14 protein-coding genes are annotated in these 18,053 nt (G+C 63.4%); 8 read left to right on the top strand and 6 right to left on the bottom strand.

Going from position 1 to position 18,053, the window contains the following annotated elements:
* Window positions 1–373: 373 nt before the first annotated feature.
* Complete coding sequence (gene recQ, locus BHMPCIPO_RS14245; protein ID WP_173517355.1) at window positions 374–2,251, bottom strand: DNA helicase RecQ; 1,878 nt, start codon at window positions 2,249–2,251, stop codon at window positions 374–376.
* Between the two features lie 201 nt (window positions 2,252–2,452).
* On the opposite strand from recQ, the gene BHMPCIPO_RS14250 reads away from it, so the two are divergent.
* Entirely contained in the window at window positions 2,453–3,292 is an 840-nt protein-coding gene (locus tag BHMPCIPO_RS14250) for a glycosyl transferase (protein WP_210266455.1), read from the top strand.
* A 55-nt stretch (window positions 3,293–3,347) separates the two neighbouring features.
* Here the strand turns inward: BHMPCIPO_RS14250 and dnaG are convergent, their stop codons facing one another.
* Window positions 3,348–5,360, bottom strand: coding sequence for a DNA primase (dnaG, locus tag BHMPCIPO_RS14255; protein ID WP_173517356.1), 2,013 nt, complete (start codon window positions 5,358–5,360; stop codon window positions 3,348–3,350).
* A gap of 337 nt (window positions 5,361–5,697) precedes the next feature.
* The gene (locus tag BHMPCIPO_RS14260) at window positions 5,698–6,147 is read right to left on the bottom strand and encodes a GatB/YqeY domain-containing protein (protein ID WP_173517357.1); all 450 of its coding nucleotides are present in this window, start codon (window positions 6,145–6,147) and stop codon (window positions 5,698–5,700) included.
* A 328-nt stretch (window positions 6,148–6,475) separates the two neighbouring features.
* Here BHMPCIPO_RS14260 and carA point away from each other — a divergent pair, with 328 nt between their 5' ends.
* Together carA and BHMPCIPO_RS14270 are read left to right on the top strand one after the other, a co-directional pair.
* Entirely contained in the window at window positions 6,476–7,681 is a 1,206-nt protein-coding gene (gene carA / locus BHMPCIPO_RS14265) for a glutamine-hydrolyzing carbamoyl-phosphate synthase small subunit (protein ID WP_173517358.1), read from the top strand.
* Between the two features lie 135 nt (window positions 7,682–7,816).
* A complete protein-coding gene (locus tag BHMPCIPO_RS14270) occupies window positions 7,817–8,455 on the top strand; it encodes a glutathione S-transferase family protein (RefSeq protein WP_173517359.1) in 639 nt (212 codons plus the stop codon).
* 31 nt (window positions 8,456–8,486) lie between these two features.
* On the opposite strand, the gene BHMPCIPO_RS14275 is transcribed toward BHMPCIPO_RS14270, so the two are convergent.
* Window positions 8,487–9,374: a LysR substrate-binding domain-containing protein gene (locus BHMPCIPO_RS14275; RefSeq protein ID WP_173517360.1), complete on the bottom strand. Its 888-nt coding sequence runs from the start codon at window positions 9,372–9,374 to the stop codon at window positions 8,487–8,489.
* A gap of 258 nt (window positions 9,375–9,632) precedes the next feature.
* Window positions 9,633–10,835, bottom strand: a complete 1,203-nt coding sequence (locus BHMPCIPO_RS14280; RefSeq protein WP_173517361.1) for a pyridoxal phosphate-dependent aminotransferase — start codon at window positions 10,833–10,835, stop codon at window positions 9,633–9,635.
* Between the two features lie 462 nt (window positions 10,836–11,297).
* On the opposite strand from BHMPCIPO_RS14280, the gene BHMPCIPO_RS14285 reads away from it, so the two are divergent.
* The 3 genes from BHMPCIPO_RS14285 to BHMPCIPO_RS14295 all read left to right on the top strand — a co-directional run bounded on the left by BHMPCIPO_RS14285 (window position 11,298) and on the right by BHMPCIPO_RS14295 (window position 15,571).
* Window positions 11,298–13,652: a marine proteobacterial sortase target protein gene (locus BHMPCIPO_RS14285; protein ID WP_173517362.1), complete on the top strand. Its 2,355-nt coding sequence runs from the start codon at window positions 11,298–11,300 to the stop codon at window positions 13,650–13,652.
* Window positions 13,624–14,310 (top strand): class GN sortase, encoded by a 687-nt coding sequence (locus tag BHMPCIPO_RS14290; protein WP_376741641.1) that lies wholly within the window; start codon window positions 13,624–13,626, stop codon window positions 14,308–14,310. The genes BHMPCIPO_RS14285 and BHMPCIPO_RS14290 overlap by 29 nt, the downstream gene beginning before the upstream one ends.
* An 82-nt stretch (window positions 14,311–14,392) precedes the next feature.
* Complete coding sequence (locus BHMPCIPO_RS14295) at window positions 14,393–15,571, top strand: PQQ-dependent sugar dehydrogenase (RefSeq protein WP_173517363.1); 1,179 nt, start codon at window positions 14,393–14,395, stop codon at window positions 15,569–15,571.
* Window positions 15,572–15,594: 23 nt separating this feature from the next.
* On the opposite strand, the gene BHMPCIPO_RS14300 is transcribed toward BHMPCIPO_RS14295, so the two are convergent.
* Entirely contained in the window at window positions 15,595–16,026 is a 432-nt protein-coding gene (locus tag BHMPCIPO_RS14300; protein ID WP_173517364.1) for a hypothetical protein, read from the bottom strand.
* A gap of 93 nt (window positions 16,027–16,119) precedes the next feature.
* Between BHMPCIPO_RS14300 and BHMPCIPO_RS14305 the strand changes: the two genes are divergently transcribed.
* On the top strand, window positions 16,120–17,016 hold the full coding sequence (locus BHMPCIPO_RS14305) for a DMT family transporter (protein WP_173517365.1): 897 nt from the start codon (window positions 16,120–16,122) through the stop codon (window positions 17,014–17,016).
* Between the two features lie 700 nt (window positions 17,017–17,716).
* Window positions 17,717–17,932 carry a cold-shock protein gene (locus BHMPCIPO_RS14310; protein ID WP_057253168.1) on the top strand — a complete coding sequence of 72 codons (216 nt, stop codon included), beginning with the start codon at window positions 17,717–17,719 and terminating at the stop codon, window positions 17,930–17,932.
* Window positions 17,933–18,053 lie beyond the last annotated feature (121 nt).

Consider the following 18,053-nt stretch of genomic DNA (forward strand, 5'->3'; position numbering starts at 1 on the left):
AGGCGACCTCGATTTCGCCCGCCTGCTTCGACGTGATGACACGCTCGGACTTGTAAAGCCCGGCCGTCTTCAGGCCCTCGAGTTCGGAACGAAGATGAGACAGAAAGGCTGAAGTCATGGCCGCTCTCGCTGTAAAATAACATCGCGTGCCTGACGAGTACCATGACAGCTTGTGACTTGCAGCAAAATCCCACGCTCTCCGGGATCGAGCGCGAAAACGACAGGGCGTTTCACGGCAGCATGGCGAGGCGGACATATTGTGTCGCAAGCATTGAGGCAAGCGACGCTTTCTTTCGGGCCGCGGCAGCCGTTGCCTGCTTCCCTCGCGCCGCCGACGCGGCGCGGAAGAATCTTGTGCGGCCCGCCTGCCCCCTCACCCCTCCAAATACCCGTCGATCACCGCCAGGAACGCTTCGCCGTAGCGTTCGCGCTTGCTTTCGCCGATGCCGGGGATGTCGAGCAACGCGTCGAAGTCGCGCGGACGTTCCTTGGCGAGCGCGATCAAGGTCGCGTCGGGGAAGACGACATAGGGTGGGACGTTCAGGTCCTTGGCGATCGAGAAGCGCTCGGCGCGCAGCAGTTCGAAGAGTTCGAGATCGGAGCCGGCAAGGTCGGCGCGCTCGCGCTGCGAGCCCGACTTTGCACCCCGCGCGGCCTTGCCGGAGGTCGGACGGTCCTTGCGGAAAAACACCTGGCGTTCGCGCTTGAAGACGGCGCGCGCCTCCGGTTCCAGCTTCATCGCGCCGAAGGCCGTGTGATCGACGCTGATCAGCCCGGTCGCCAGCAACTGCCGGAAGACCGATTGCCAGGTGCGGGCCGGAAGATCCTTGCCGGCGCCGAAGACCGGCATATCGACATGGCCGAAGCGCTCGGTCTTCTCGTTGACCGTCCCAATCAGCACATCGATCACATGGCCGGTGCCGAAGCGCTCGCCGGTGCGATAGACGGCCGCCAGCGCCTTGATCGCGGCTTCCGTTCCGTCCCAGGTCTCGACCGGTTTCAGGCAGGTGTCGCAATGGCCGCAGCGCCCGGGATGGGCTTCGCCGAAATGTGCGAGGATCGCCTGGCGGCGGCAGCCGGCGGTCTCGCAGATCGCGAGCAGTGCATTGAGCTTGCTGCGCTCGATGCGCTTGATGTCGTCGGCCGCCCCGCCCTCGTCGATCATGCGGCGACGTTGCAGCACGTCGGCCATGCCATAGGCCATCCAGACCTCCGACGGCTGGCCGTCGCGCCCGGCGCGCCCGGTCTCCTGGTAATAGGCCTCCACCGATCCCGGCAGATCGAGATGGGCGACATAGCGCACGTCGGGCTTGTCGATGCCCATGCCGAAGGCGACGGTCGCGACGAGGCAGAGGCTCTCCTCTTTCAAAAACGCGTCCTGATGCTTGTCCCTAAGCGTCCGGTCCATACCGGCATGATAGGGCAGCGCCCGGATGCCCTGGGCGTTCAGCCACTCGGCCGTATCCTCGACCTTCGCCCGCGACAGGCAGTAGACGATGCCGGACGAACCCTTGAAGCGCGAAAGGAAGCGCAGCAATTGCTGGCGCGGCTGGTCGCGCTCGACGATTTCATAGGCGATGTTCGGCCGGTCGAAGCTGGTGGTGAAGACCTTGGCGTTGGTCAGCGCCAGCCGTTCGACGATGTCGTCGCGCGTGTGCGGATCGGCAGTCGCCGTCAAGGCGATGCGCGGCACGCCGGGATAACGCTCCGCCAGCAACCCGAGCGCGCGGTACTCCGGGCGAAAATCATGGCCCCATTGCGAAACGCAATGGGCCTCGTCGATGGCGAACAGCGCGAGGCGGGCATCGCCGAGGAGATCGGCGAAGCCGTCGGTGACGATCCGCTCCGGCGTCACATAAAGAAGGTCGAGCGTGCCGTCGTAGATCTGCCGCCGCACGGCGATCGCTTCCTCACGGGTCAGCGACGAATTGAGGGCCGCGGCATTGACGCCGAGCTGCCTCAGCGCCTCCACCTGATCGCGCATCAGCGCAATCAAAGGCGAGACGACGATGCCGAGCCCCGGACGGCAGAGCGCCGGGATCTGGAAGCAGAGCGATTTTCCGGCTCCGGTCGGAAAGAGAACGACGGCATCGCCGCCGCCGGTCACATGCTCGACCACTTCCTGCTGTTTGCCGCGAAAGGCGGAATAGCCATAGACGCGCTTCAGCACATCGAGCGGCGCCGGGCCGGCGTCGTCGAAGAGATGGCTGGCAGCGCTTGCGGCGCGCTTCGCCCTTTCGACAAACTCCATCACGTCTCCTTCATGGGAATCACTGCCTGCAATCATCGCAGGATGCGACCGCAATGCCATAGCCGTCAGGGCAAATGAAGAGAACGCTGCGATAATCCCGCGCTATCAGCAGGCATTCCAAGGTCGGGGATTGAGCCTTTGGCAGCTTGACCTTGACGACGCACCGGTACTTTAGTGGCTCGCAAAAATCAGGAAGTCATCATGGCGAACATTTTAGCGGCGAGCGGCGGCGTCAAGCAGATCATCTGCATCAACTGGGGTACGAAGTACGGCGCTCCGTTCATCAACCGGCTTTATGCCATGGTGGCGCGCAACATCACCCCGCCCTTCACCTTCACCTGTTTCACCGACAGTTTCGAAGGGCTGCGCCCGGAAATTCTCTGCGAAGACCTGCCGCCGCTCAACATCGCGGACATGCCCACGAACACGCCGGGCATCTGGCAGAAGTCGCGGCTTTGGGGACCGAAGCTCGGCAATCTCAAGGGCCCGGTTCTCTTTCTCGACCTCGACCTCGTCATCGTCGGATCGCTCGATTCCTTCTTCGAGCTCGGCGAACCCGATGACGTGATTCTCGCCAGAAACCAGACGACACCCTTCGAGCGCCTCGGGCAGACCTCGCTGTTCCGCTTCCCGGTGGGAAAGCTCGTGCCGCTGCAGCAGAAATTTGGCGCCAATCCGCAGGCGATTGCCGACGAATACCGCTTCGAGCAGCGTTTCGTCACGCGCAATGCGCCCGGAGGCGTGAAGCTCTTCCCAAGGCGCTGGGTCCTGCATTTTAGGCAGGACTGCCATTGGACCTTCCCGCTCAACTATTTCTTCGCACCGCGCCTGCCTGCCGATGCGCGCGTGGTGCTTTTCCCGCGCAGCCTGCTGCCGCAACATGCGATCGATGGGCAATATGGCTACCGCGGCCGCGTCGACACGCCGCTTGGACATATTCGCCGCCTGTTCAACGGCGACCGCCGTGAGAAGAACCCGTTCCGCTACCTGCGCCACTATATCCACCCCGCTCCCTGGGTGGCCGAACATTGGCGCGAATAGTCGGCATTCCGTTAAGATCGGACCGGGTTTTGGCGGGGCGGCGCAGGTTTTTGGGTTAACGCGCCGCCGGCCCCTTCACGCGGCCGGAAAGCACCCCGAAACCCTCGATGATCGCTTCCTGGTTCTCGAGCCGCGTCACTTCGAGCTGCACTTCCTGAAGCGTGCGCAGCAGTTGCGGCACCGCCTCGAGGTCGCCCTCCTCCGTCGCGTGCGCAAGCTCGCGCTCGAGTTCACGTCGCTGCCAGTGCAGCGCCTTGGACCGCTGGTGCAGCGCCAGGGCCTGCAGATAGCCTTCGCGGGCGTCCTCGGGTGCGGCCGCCGTCGTTGCGGTCCAGAGCCGCGCATAGCGGATCTGCTGGTCGATCGCGCCGATCAGCGGACCAAAGCCTTCCGCCTCCAATTGCTCGATCAGGCCTTCGCGCGTCAGGCGCGGCCCGTGCGCGGCGGCGGCATTCAGCACCGCCGCCCAGCAGCGCTGCAGATCGCGGTGGTCGAACTCGATCGTCGAGATCTCGTCATACTCGTCGAACAGCAGTTGCGGGTGGTTGACGATGGTGAGTGCCAGCACGCTTTCGCGCAGCAGCGGCGCAATCTGCTGCCCGCTGACGAGCGAGGACCGCGCCAGCCGATCGGAAATCGCCGTGGGTCCGGCCGCATTCGGCCCTCTTGGCCCGCCGGCGCCGCGCGGCCCGCCGCCTTGCCGGCCGCCACGCTCGAAGGGACGCCGCTCGCCCCGCCCCGGTCCTGACGATTGCAGGAAGGCGTTCAGACGGTCCCGCATGTCCTGGCCATAGTGGCGGCGCACACTTTCGTCGGCGATGACGGCAGTCACCTGCTTCAATCGCGCTTCGAGCTCGGCGCGTTTTTCCGGCGTGTCGAAAGATCCGCCCTGGATCTCGCGGTGCCAGACCATGTCGGCAAGCGACCGTGCATTGGCGAGCACCTTGTCGAAGGGCGCGCGGCCCTCGTGACGCACCAGATCGTCCGGGTCCTTACCGTCAGGCAGCATGGCGAAGCGCACCGAGCGGCCGGGCTTCAGATGCGGCAGCGCCAGGTCGACGCCGCGGTTGGCGGCGCGGATGCCGGCGCCATCGCCGTCAAAGCAGAGCACCGGCTGCGACGTCATCTTCCAGAGCAGGTCGAGCTGGTTTTCGGTCAAGGCCGTGCCGAGCGGCGCGACCGCGTTCTCGACGCCCGCCTGATGCAGCGCGATCACGTCCATGTAGCCTTCGACGGCGATGATCGTTCCGGCGGCATCGTCAGGCCCGGCATCCCCCAGGCGCGAAGCGCCTTGCGCCGCGCGGCGGGCGCGGGCGAAATTGTAGAGCACATTGCCCTTGTGGAAGAGCTCGGTCTCGTTCGAGTTCAGGTATTTCGCCGGCGCATCCGGCGACATGGCGCGGCCGCCGAAGGCGATGACCTTCTCGCGGGACGACAGGATCGGAAACATGATGCGGTCGCGGAAACGATCGTAGGAAACAGGCACGTCGAGCCCATGCACCACGAGGCCGCAAGCCTCGATCTGCTCCTTGCCGACGCCCTTGCCGGCCAGAAATTCCTTGAGCGCATTGCGGCTGTCGGGCGCGTAGCCGAGACGGAAGGTCTCGATCGTGCGGCCCGTCAACCCGCGCTCGCGCAGATAGGCGCGCGCCTTGGCGCCGTTGGCGGTCTGGAGTTGGTCCTCGAAAAACTGCGTCGCCAGTTCCATGACGTCGAGAAGGCTGGTGCGCTCCTTCTCCCGCCGCTCGGCCTGCGGGTCGGGTTGCGGCATCGCAACGCCCGCCATGTCGGCGATCTGCTGCACGGCTTCCGGGAAGCTCAAGCCTTCGAGATCGGTGAGGAAGCGAAAATGATCACCGGAAACGCCGCAGCCGAAACAATGGTAGCGGCCCTTGCGGTCCTCGCAGTGGAAGCTCGGCGACTTCTCCCCGTGAAAAGGGCAGCAGGCCCAATAGTCCCCACGCGAAACATTGGTCTTGCGCCGGTCCCAGCTGACGCGCTTGGCGATCACGTCCGAAATCGGCACGCGATCGCGTATCTCGTCAAGGAAGGACTGTGAAAAGCGCATCAATACCTCTGGATCGCAGCGAGCCTGGTGCGATCCAGGTTCATCGCGATGGATTTGCGGAAGCGGACGGGTCGCAGACAAGGCATCCTACGCTCGCCCACGCGCGATCGCCCATATAAGCAGCATGACGCGAGGAAGCCATCGCTTCCACCCGCCTTTCACGCAATTCACAGATCAAGCGATCGCCGACGACGGCGAGAAAGCGTGCCCGCCCCTTTCGAGACGGGCCTGCTGCATGTCTCCTTTAATCGTAGCCGGTTAAAGGACAAAGACATGCAGCCATTCAAAGTGCTCCAGCGACCTTTGCGCGTCTGATAAGACGCGCGGCGCCGTAGGATTACTTCAGCAGTTCCTTCACCAGGCCGGAAGCCTTGGCGAAGTCCATCTGGCCGGGATAGCGCTCCTTGAGCACGTTCATGCACTTGCCCATATCGCGCAGGCCCTGCGCGCCGGTTTCCTGGATGACGGCGGCGCAGAGCTCGCGAACCTTTTCTTCCGGCAACTGGGCCGGAAGGAACTGGTTGATGATGCCGATTTCCTGGCGCTCCTGCTCGGCAAGCTCCGGCCGGCCGCCTTCGTCGTAGATGCGGGCCGATTCCTCGCGCTGCTTGATCATCTTGGCGAGGATCTGCAGGATTTCGTCATTGCCGACAGGGTCCTTGCCCTGGCCGCGATTGGCGATGTCCCGATCCTTGATCGCCGCCTGGATCAGCCGCACGGTCGAGGTACGCCGTGCGTCCTTGGCTTTCAGGGCTTCCTTCAGTGCGTCAGCGAACTGGTCGCGCATGTCCATACTCCATGTCGAAACCGGCCCGCGGTGCTCTGCCCGGAACCGGTTCGAAACCATCATTGTTGTCGTCGTCTTAAACCAGTGTGACAGGCGCAATCAAACGGAATACGCAACCGATTGAATTATAAGGAATTTTATTTCCTGACAATTCACAGCGGCCGGTTGACCCGGATGGTAGCTTTGGGTATTTTCCCGCACCTGCACGACATCGGCATGAGAGCACTTTCCGCGGGGTTTCCGCGCGTCCATGCCTGAGCACATGAAAATGGCGATCGACTGCCGGGCTTTCAAGCCCCGCGCTTCACGCCGCAACGGGATAGGAACGATGACCGCGACACCCGCATGGACCACTGAAAAACCAACTGCGCTGCTCGTTCTGGCCGACGGCACCGTGATCGAAGGCAAGGGCATCGGCGCCACCGGCAAGGTGCAGGCGGAAGTCTGCTTCAACACGGCACTCACCGGCTACCAGGAAATCCTGACGGACCCCTCCTATCTCGGCCAGATCGTCACCTTCACCTTCCCGCATATCGGCAACATCGGCGCCAATGACGAGGATATCGAAGACCTGACGCCGGCAGCCCGCCACGGCGCGGTCGGCGTCATCTTCAAGGCCGACATCACCGAACCGTCCAACTACCGCGCCGCCAAGCACCTCGACGCCTGGCTGAAGGCGCGCGGCATTATCGGCCTCTGCGGCATCGACACCCGCGCGCTCACCGCCTGGATCCGCGAGAACGGCATGCCGAACGCCGTCATCGCCCACGACCCCGCAGGCGTCTTCGACATCGAAACGCTGAAGGCCGAAGCCAAGGCCTGGAGCGGCCTCGAAGGCCTCGACCTCGCCAAGGTCGCGACCTCGGGTCAGTCCTCGCGCTGGGACGAGAAGCCCTGGGTCTGGAACGAAGGCTATTCGACGCTCGGCGAAACCGATGCGGCCTACCACATCGTCGCGCTCGACTACGGCGTGAAGCGCAACATCCTGCGCCTCTTTGCCGGCCTCAACGCCCGCGTCACCGTCATGCCGGCCTCGGCCAGCGCCGACGAAGTGCTGGCGCAGAAGCCCGACGGCATCTTCCTCTCCAACGGCCCGGGCGACCCGGCAGCAACCGGGGAATATGCCGTGCCCGTCATCAAGGACCTCCTGAAGACCGATGTCCCGGTCTTCGGCATCTGCCTCGGACACCAGATGCTGGCACTCGCCCTCGGCGGCAAGACCGAAAAGATGCACCAGGGCCACCACGGCGCCAACCACCCGGTCAAGGATCACACCACCGGCAAGGTCGAGATCGTCTCGATGAACCACGGCTTTGCGGTGGATTCGAAGTCTCTGCCGGATGGCGTTGAAGAGACTCACATTTCGCTCTTCGACGGCACCAATTGCGGCCTGCGCGTCGCGGGCAAGCCGGTCTTCTCCGTCCAGCATCACCCGGAAGCCTCGCCCGGTCCGCAGGACAGCCACTACCTCTTCCGCCGCTTCATGAACCTCGTACGCGAGAAGAAGGGCGAACCGGCACTCGCCGAGCGCTGAAGAAACCAACAAAAGCGGTAGGGCCGCGTCCCTGCCGCCACAGAATCAAGCCCCTCTTGGCACTTGCCGGGAGGGGTTTTTTATGTCCGACATATCTGCACGTACCGCAGAACCATTGCTGGAAGGGAGCAGGTCATGGCCAATCCCGTTGTGTTCGGCGCCGACTACAGCGTCTATGTCAGAACCGTTCGCCTGACGCTCGAGGAAAAGGGCGTCGCCTATCGGCTGGTGCCCATCGACGTCTTTGCCGAGGGCGGTCCTCCACGCGACTATCTTGAACGGCAGCCGTTCGGCCGCATTCCCGCCTTCGAACATGACGGCTTCAGTCTCTATGAGACGGGCGCGATCATTCGCTACGTCGATGAGGCCTTCGAGGGGCCGGCGCTTCAGGCTACGGATTTGCGGCAAAGGGCTCGCGGCAACCAGATCATCAGCATGATGGACGCCTATGGCTACCCGGTCATGGTGTGGGGCATCTATGTTGAGCGGATATCGAAACCCGCTGAAGGCGGCCTGACCGACGAAGCGCGCATTGCAGAAAACCTCCCGAAGGCCGCCACCCTGCTCAAGGCGCTGAGCGACCTCATACGAGACGCACCTTGGCTTACGGGCGATCGGCTGACCTTGGCCGATCTGCACACGGCTTCGGTGTTCGCCTATTTCCTCCTGACCCCGGACGGCCAGACGCTCATCAAGGACTATCCCAATCTGGCGGACTGGTGGTCTCGAATGGCCGACCGGCGGAGCATGTTGACGACGAAACCCACGGCGTAACGGCTCCGTCAGTTGCTGCCCGCCCGGGCGATCATTCGCCGAGCCGGTCGGCGATGAAATCGACAACGGCCCTGACCGAGGGCAGCTGGCCGCGCCGATGCGGCATCAGCAATGTCGTCGTCACCGTCCCGGCCTGCCAATCGGGCAGCACCCGCACGAGGCTGCCGTCGCCGATCTCGGCACGGCAGAGCTTGCGTGGCAGCGCCGTGATGCCGAGGCCTGAGAGCGTCGCCTCGAGCAGCACGCGGGATTCGTCCGCGACGAAGCGTTGTTCGGGCTTCACCGAGACGGCGGTGCCGTCCTCCCGCCGAAGCGTCCAGCCGTCGTTTGCGAGCGACGTGAGCAAGCCGTCATGGGCCTTGAGATCGTCGGGATCGGCAGGCATGCCCCGACGGGCGAGATAATCGGGCGCGGCGACCAGCCAGATGACATCCATTGCCACCCGTCGCTGGACGAGACCGGAGTCGGGCAAAGGCGCGAAATGGTCGCGCACCGCGATATCGAACCCCTCCTGGACGAGATCGACGAAGCGGTCGGTCGCGTGCAGCACCACCCGCATCTTGGGATAGGCCAGCGCGAGTTGTGGTAGGAGCTCCGCCAGCGTGATCTGTGCCGTCGGCACCGAGGCGGTGATACGCACCGTGCCGCTCGGCTCCGCAAGCCGTCCCTTGACCACCGCCTCCGCCGCTTCCGCTTCGATCAGCATCGCCGCAGCGTGCCGATAGAAATCCTCGCCGATCTCAGTCACGGTGAAACGCCTGGACGTGCGGTTGATGAGCCGTACGCCGAGCGTCTTTTCGAGTTCCGCGACGCGCTTGCTGAGCGTCGACTTCGGCACGTTGAGCACGCGCGCCGCCGGCGCGAAGCCTTTGTGGTCGACGACATGGGCGAAAACGATGAAATCGTTGAGATTGCGCATCCTGGCTCGCCTCCTGTCCATAGGCGTGGACGATATATCCACGACGGCGCCAGATCTGCAACGTCGTCCACAGATCCTGCCGCGATCGTTAGGTCGGCCGGAATATCTTCAACAGAAGATCCACCAAGAAATGAATCTGTTTTCAGCGATTTAGCCGGCCGACTTGAATCGGATTGCGCGCGTCTTGAACCAAAGCACCAACGAGAAAGGGCCCGCCGGAGACGGCAGGCCCTCTGTCGATCGCTGCGTAATTGCGACTTATTTGCAGGCTGCGCAGAAGCGCTGGATGCGGCGGCAAGCCTCTTCGAGCTGGGCTTCCGAGGTTGCGTAGGAGATGCGGAAGTTCGGGCCGAGACCGAAGGCCGAACCATGCACGACGGCGACGCCTTCGGCTTCCAGCAGTTCGGAGACGAAGTCTTCGTCCGTCTCGATGACCTTGCCCGACGGCGCGGTCTTGCCGATGAGGCCGGCGCAGGACGGGTAGACGTAGAAGGCGCCTTCCGGCGTCGGGCAGGAAATGCCCTTGGCCTGGTTCAGCATCGACACCACGAGATCGCGGCGGCCTTCGAAGACCTTCTTGTTCTGGGGGATGAAGTCCTGCGTGCCGTTCAGCGCCTCGACGGCGGCCCATTGCGCGATCGAGGTGGCGCCCGAGGTCTGCTGGCCCTGGATCATGTCCATCGCCTTGATGAGCTGCAGCGGGCCGGCGGCATAGCCGATGCGCCAGCCGGTCATGGCATAGGCCTTGGAGACGCCGTTCATCGTCAGCGTACGGTCGTAAAGGCCGGGCTCGACTTCGACCGGGGTCGCGAACTTGAAGTCGCCATAGGTCAGGTGCTCGTACATGTCGTCGGTCAGCACCCAGACATGCGGATGCTTCATCAGCACGTCGGTCAGCGCCTTGAGTTCCGCATGGCTGTAGGCAGCGCCCGACGGGTTGGACGGCGAGTTGAAGACGAACCACTTGGTCTTCGGCGTGATCGCCTTTTCCAGATCCTCGGCCTTGAGCTTGAAGTTGTTTTCCTGCTTGGTCGAGACGAAGACCGGCGTGCCGCCGCAGAGCGCCACCATTTCCGGGTAGGAAACCCAGTAGGGCGCGGGGATGACGACTTCATCGCCCGCGTTCAGCGTCGCCATGAAGGCGTTGAAAAGAATCTGCTTTCCGCCGGTGCCGACGATCGTCTGGGCAGCCGTGTAGTCGAGGTTGTTCTCGCGCTTGAACTTCCTGGCGATCGCTTCGCGCAGTTCCGGAATGCCGGAGACCGGCGTGTACTTCGTCTCGCCGCGGTTGATCGCGTCGATCGCGGCCTTCTTGATATTGTCGGGCGTATCGAAGTCCGGCTCCCCGGCGCCAAGGCCGATCACATCGCGGCCTTTCGCTTTCAGCTCACGGGCTTTCTGCGAAACGGCGATGGTGGCGGAAGGCTTTACACGGGAAAGGGCATCGGCAAGGAAGGCCATGGGTGAAGGTCCTGATCGTTTCGAGACGAGGTGATCGCTACGGAACGTAAAAAGCCAGGCTCCATAGCGGTTAGGTCTATGTCGAAAGACGCCCGGTCTTGCAAGCGCCGGAACGGCAAAAACGCCGGAAACGCGGGCAAAAAGCGTCACCATGACAAAGTTTCATGAGTGCCATCAGCACCATCGATCGCGCGCCTAGGCCGCGAACGATGCCCGGGCGTGCGCCGACGGCAGCGAAAAACGGAATTATGGCGACCGTTTGAACGACCACGAAACGTATCAGTCCGAAACGGTTGGTGATCGCGATTTATTCAAAAGAATCAGCGCAATCCCGCAATTTTTCAAATGCCATAATTTAGCCATCACAACTGTCGCGGAACGCCGCAATTCCGTCCCGCAACAGCCGGTTTCCGGGCCTCTTCTTCGATCATCCGAACACATTCGCATTACGGGGGTTGTGCAATGTTTCTCGACGACGAAATCGCCTCATTGAACACCGGACGGAATGAAGCGCGCTGGGGCATGTATCTGGCGATCGCAGCGCTCGCCGCCTGCATCCTGATGCTCATCGGCCTGATGACCCAGGCTGCCGCGCAAACGCCAGACGCCAAACCCCAGCAGATGGCAGGCTATGTTCACCCCAACGATTTGGGCACCGGCGCCCTGCTCTTCCCGTCGAAGGAACCCGGTTATTTCGTCGAGGCGCCGCGGTTGGCGACGGACGTGACCATCGACGTCAACGGCCCGATCATGCGCACCCGCGTGACCCAACGCTTCGAGAACCCCAGCAAGGGCTGGGTCGAAGGCACCTATGTCTTCCCGCTTCCCGAGGACTCGGCCGTCGATACGCTGAAGATGCAGATCGGCGACCGCTTCATCGAGGGCCAGATAAAGCCGCGTGAGGCCGCCAAGGAAATCTACGAGCAGGCCAAGGCCGAGGGCAAGAAGGCGGCACTACTGGAACAACAGCGCCCGAACATCTTCACCAACCAGGTCGCTAATATCGGCCCCGGTGAAACGGTCATCGTGCAGATCGAGTATCAGAGCGCGGTCCGCCAATCGAACGGGCTTTATTCCCTCCGCTTCCCGATGGTCGTGGCACCGCGCTACAACCCGCAGCCGATCGTTCAGACCGTCGATCTCGACAGCCGTACCGGTTATGCCGTCAGCGACCCGGTCCCCGATCGCGAAAAGATCGAGGCCCCGGTTCTCGACCCCAAGGAAAACGCCAAGGTCAACCCCGTCACGCTGACAGTCAATCTCAAGGCGGGCTTTCCGCTCGGCGAGGTGAAGTCCGCCTACCACGAGACCGATATCGCCAACCTCGACGATCTCAGCCGCCGCGTGACGTTGAAGGGCGACAGTGTTCCAGCCGACCGCGACTTCGAGCTCACCTGGAAGGCGATCGAGGGCAAGAGCCCCTATGCCGGCCTCTTCCGCGAGACGGTGGGTGACAAGACCTATCTGCTCTCCTTCGTGACGCCGCCGGCCGCCGCAGCCGACGCCGGCGCCAAGCCGGTCAAGCGCGAGATCGTTTTCGTCATCGACAACTCCGGCTCTATGGCCGGCCCCTCGATGGAGCAGGCCAAGGAGAGCCTGGCACTGGCAATCTCCAGGCTGAAGCCCGAGGACCGCTTCAACGTCATTCGCTTCGACGACACGATGACCGTGCATTTCCCTGACCTCGTCGAGGCGACGCCGGACAAGCGCGAGGATGCGATCGCCTATGTCCGAGGCCTGACCGCCGACGGAGGGACGGAAATGCTGCCGGCACTCGAAGCGGCGCTGCGCAGCCAGGGTCCGGTCCAGGCCGGCGCCCTTCGCCAGGTCGTCTTCCTGACCGACGGCGCGATCGGCAACGAGACGCAGCTCTTCGACGAGATCCAGAAGAACCGCGGCGACGCCCGTGTCTTTACCGTCGGCATCGGCTCGGCCCCGAACAGCCATTTCATGACCAAGGCCGCCGAATACGGCCGCGGCAGCTTCACGCTGATCGGCTCGGAGAGCCAGGTGGCCGAGCGCATGGCCGAGCTCTTCACCAAGCTCGAAAACCCTGCCATGACCGACATTTCCGCCAGCTTCGAGGGCGCATCGGCAAGCGACATCACGCCGAACCCGATGCCCGATCTCTACCGCGGCGAGCCGGTGGTGCTGACGGCCGAACTCGACGGCGCCGCGCCTAAGGGCAAGCTGCAGATCCTCGGCAAGGCCGGCTACCAGCCCTGGCGGGTCGAGATGGACATCGCCAAGGCCTCGACCGGTCAGGGCATCGCCAAGCTCTGGGCGCGTCGCAAGATCGATGATCTCGAGGCAAGCGCCGCTTCGATTGCCGGCCCCGCCACGCTCGACAGGCGGATCGAGACCGTAGCACTCGCCCACCACCTCGTTTCGCGCGTCACCAGCCTCGTCGCGGTCGATGCGACGCCGTCGCGCCCGACCGGCGAGCCGCAGGCCGAAACGAAGCTGCCTCTCAACCTTCCGGCCGGCTGGGACTTCGGCAAGGTCTTTGGTGAGGAGCCTGCTGGGAGTACCCCCGGCAAGATCGACGAACGCGATGCCGCGGCCGAAAGCCGGACCAAGGTTGCCACGGCGACGGCAGACCGCATGCTGGCGGCACCGACGGCGCGTGCAGCGGGCCTGATCGCCGAGGCCAACAATCAGGTAAACCTGCCGCAGACGGCAACGGAAGCGGACAAGCAGATCCTGATCGGCCTGATGCTGTTGGCTTTCGCCCTCCTCGCCGGCACGGCGTTCATCTTCTGGCGCGCGCCGATTGCCGCCGTCGTGCTTGCGGGAGTGCGCCGTCGTGGCCGCTGACAACCAAAAGCCCGAACCTCGCCCGGGCTTTCTCGCCCGCCTCTCGGCGGTCGAAACGATCGTGCTCGCGGTGATCGCCCTCATTGCCCTTGCCGGCGTGATGCTGATCGGCAAGGGCCTCTACATGAAGGCCAAGGCCGAAGTCTCCCAGGTGCTTCTTAAGCGCTCCTTCGAGGCGCAACTGCACGGCAACCCGGATGGCAAGCCCTGGCCTTGGGCCGACTTCCAGACGACGGCTGAAATCACCGCGCCACGACTCAACCGCTCGGCGATCGTGCTCGAAGGCGCCAGCGGCGAGGCGCTCGCCTTCGGCCCCGCCTGGCTGACGACGACGCCACTGCCCGGCGACGAAGGCACCTCCGTCATCGCCGCCCACCGCGACACGCATTTCCGATGGCTGAAGGACGTCAACCCCGGCGATCTCCTGGTGCTGACACGCAAGGATGGCCGGCGCTTCCTGTTCCGGGCCGGCGAGAGCCGCGTCGCCCGCTGGGACGAAAGCGGCATCAACGCATCGGCCAGCGGCCACCATCTGGCGCTCGCCACCTGCTGGCCCTTCGATGCGGTCGAACAGGGGCCGATGCGCTACATCGTCAATGCCGCCCTCATCGGCGAACAACGGCCTGTGCCGCTGACGACGGGCTCGATCTCGAAATAAACCGCTTTTGATCGGATGTGACTTGAACCGCTTCGCCTCCCGCCCCAGCTTGCCTGTTGAACGAATCGGCCGGAGAAGCGGAATGCGGCGAGCGGCGTCGAAACACTTGGGCAAGCGGCGGCGCATCCCGGCGCTCGCGGTGCTCGCCGCTCTCGCCACGATTGTCGCGCCTTCCGGCGCCCGCTCCCAGGAGGCGCGTGAATTCCCGAGCCAGCACGGCACCCTGCGGGTCGAAACCCTGGCGACCGGCCTCGAACACCCCTGGGCCGTCGAAGCGCTTCCCGGCGGCGGCCTGATCGTCAGCGAGCGTCCCGGCCGGCTGAGGATCCTGCGCGACGGCAAGCTGTCGAAACCCCTGAAGGGCGTGCCCGAGGTCGCCGAGCGTGGCCAGGGCGGCCTGCTCGACATCGCCCTCGACCCCGGTTTCGCAAAGAACAGGACGCTCTATCTGACCTTGGCCGCCAACGGCAAAGGCGGCTATGGCACCGCCGTCGTGCGGGCAAAACTGGCCGATGACGAGAGCGGTCTTGCCGACGTCAAGGAACTCTTCCGGATGAAGAAATTCACCCGCAAGGGACAGCATTTCGGTTCCCGTATCGCAATCGCAGCCGACGGCAGCCTGTTCTTCGGCATCGGCGACCGCGGTGAAGGCGATCGCGCCCAGGACCCGCGCGATCATGCCGGCGCCATCCTGCACATCAATGCCGACGGCAGCATTCCCGGATCGAACCCCTATCGCGGCGGCACCGGGGGGCTGGCGGAGATCTGGTCGAAGGGCCACCGCAATCCCCAGGGCATCGCCTTCGACCCGAAGGACGGCACGCTGCTGACCGTCGAGCACGGCGCGCGCGGCGGCGACGAGATCAACAATCCGCAGGCCGGCCACAACTACGGCTGGCCAATCATCACCTACGGCAAGGACTATTCCGGCGCCGAGATTGGCGAAGGCACCGCGAAGGAAGGCCTCGATCAGCCGCTCTTCTATTGGGATCCCTCGATCGCCCCCGGCGCGCTTGCCGCCTATCGCGGCAAGATGTTTCCTGAGTGGGATGGTGACCTCTTGGTCGCCGCGCTGAAGTACCAGCTTCTCGCCCGCCTGGAGCGTGACGACAGCGGCGCCATCGGCTCCGAAGAGCGGTTGTTCGACGGAGAGTTCGGCCGCATCCGCGACGTCGTCGTCGCGCCGGACGGTGCATTGCTGATGGTGACCGACGAGGAGGACGGCGCCGTTCTGCGGGTCTCCAAGGGCGCGACGCAATAGAAATTCGGGCCTTCGCTCCCGCGTCACGACAGCCGGTCGCGAAACTCCCTGCGGAACATGAACTTCAGCCCGGACCAGACGGCATCGACCGCGCAGATCTTCACGTCGACGAGACCGAGTGGCAGGAAGACGTCGCGCAGCACATCCTCCGTCAAGGTCGTCGGCACCTTCGCCGCCTTCTTCGGCCAGGAAATCCAGAGCATGCCGTCAGGCCTCAGCCGGGCCGCAACCTCCGGAGCCAGGTCATCCAATCGGGACCTCTGCGTCTCGAACACATGGATATAGTCGTAGCTGCACCCGGCAGCCCCACTGATCGAGCTTTCGCGGGTCGAAAAGCCGGAAAAGTCCGTGATTTCGCCGAGCCCGAGCGGAACACCAAGGAGCAGCGCCGCCTGCCCTGTTTTCAAGCCGAGCTTGCGGGCAAGCGGGGTGCCGGAATATCCGCTGTCAATCATCGCCATCTCCGAGCGCGCCATGAACGTCGACGATGAGCCTTGCCCGCCCAGAACGCAACTGCTAGACGGCGGCCTGTCCGAGGAGAGAACGACATGCCCCGCATTCAGGCCAATCTGCTGCTGTTGATATCAGGTGCGATCTGGGGCGCCGGCTTCGTCGCGCAGTCGACGGCCATGGATGCGATCAGCCCGCTGTGGTTCATCACGCTTCGTTTTGCGATCGCGACAGTGGTTGCGATGCCCTTCGCCGTCATCGAAACGAGGCGCGCGGCCGAGCCGCTGCGGCTGAAGACCGTGCGCAATTTCATCTTCATCGGCCTCGCGCTTTTTGCCGGCGCAACGACCCAGCAGTTCGGCCTTCTCGACACCAGCGTCACCAATTCCGGCTTCCTGACCGGGCTCTATGTCGTCTTCGTCCCCGTGCTGACGGTCGTCTTCCTCCGCCGCAAGCCGCATTGGGTCATCTGGCCAGGCGCGCTGATGGCTCTCCTCGGCATCTTCCTTTTGAGCGGCGGCACCCTGTCGGCATTGACCGGCGGCGACTACCTGACGATCCTGTGCGCCCTTTGCTGGGCGGTGCAGTTGCTGCTCGTCGGCCTCTTCGCGCCCAGCAGCGGCCGGCCGATGTTGCTCTCGATGACGCAGTTCGCTGTCTGCGCGGTGCTCGGTTTCCTCTTCGCGATGAAGACGGGGCCGCTGAGCCTTGCGGCTGTGGAAGGCGCGCTCTTCGAAATCCTCTATGCCGGCATATTCTCCAGCGGCCTCGCCTTCATCCTGCAGGTGGTGGGCCAGCGCTACACCACGGCACCGCAGGCGGCCATCTTCCTTTCGAGCGAGGCGCTTTTTGCCGCCCTGTTCGGCGTTCTCCTGCTCGGCGAAGTCATCACCCCGATCGGCTATGCCGGCTGCGCCATCATCTTCGCAGCAATGCTTGCGGTCGAGATCATACCCGAACTGACCAGAAATCGCCGCGCGGAAGCCGCCGCCTGAAACCGCACATTGTGGCCGCAACCGACACTGCGCCATGAACTATATCAGCGGCCGGCCCAACGTCGGGGCGATGCTTTACTTACTATTGGTACCGGACCATCAGGTCGTTGCTTCGGCGGAGCGCGAGGCACGTCGCAATCGACCGGCCCAACTCAACACCTATAGATTTTCTGCAAGATTCTTGCGTAAATGCCGTACGACGCGAGAAGCATCAAATATATCAGAGAGTTGCGAATACCGGCCTGAGCCGGCGTTCAATGAGCCTCCTTGCGGCTGCATCCAAAATCAGCAAAAACCCACTCAATTTTGCGGCACACATTTTCAAAAAGCTGTGATTTCAACAGCTTGCGATATATCTTGAAGGAGGGGCAACAACTGCGGAAATGACCGAATCTTGAGCAATGACAAGACGCAATACCACGCCTGAAAAGTTTTGCTTGCCAATTCAAAATAAACCCATCACTCTTACTCTGTTCGGGCAATCTGCGAACACGGGAAGATCTTGAAATAAAAGCGGGCCGGAGACGCAAAACTCCGGGCGGCCAGACCGGGGAGACGCATGAAAATGCAACTTCTCCAATGGCTGGCTGCGGTAACAGGACCCTTTCCTCAGACGTCGAGAACTGCCTGCCAACGCCCAATCGGGCAAACTGCAATGCCGCCCGTCCGTCAAGCGGGTGGAGAGAAAAGGACCTGACGCATGGCCGAAACTGGCACTGTAAAATTCTTCAACACCGACAAGGGCTTTGGTTTCATCAAGCCTGACAACGGTGGTGCAGATATCTTCGTACACATTTCCGCAGTCCAGGCTTCCGGCCTGAACGGTCTGACGGAAAACCAGAAGGTGAGCTTCGACACCGAACCGGATCGCCGCGGCAAGGGCCCGAAGGCGGTCAACCTGCAGATCGCCGGCTGACGCCGACATCTGCTGACAGATTCACAGTTGAGGCCCGGCAGACTTGCCGGGTTTTTTTTGTTCAGGCTCGGTTCATGGTAGCGGCATTAACCTCCCCCTCATCATGAAATCCGGATTGATC

Source organism: Ensifer sesbaniae (genome assembly GCF_013283665.1).
Classification (GTDB): Bacteria; Pseudomonadota; Alphaproteobacteria; order Rhizobiales; family Rhizobiaceae; genus Ensifer; species Ensifer sesbaniae.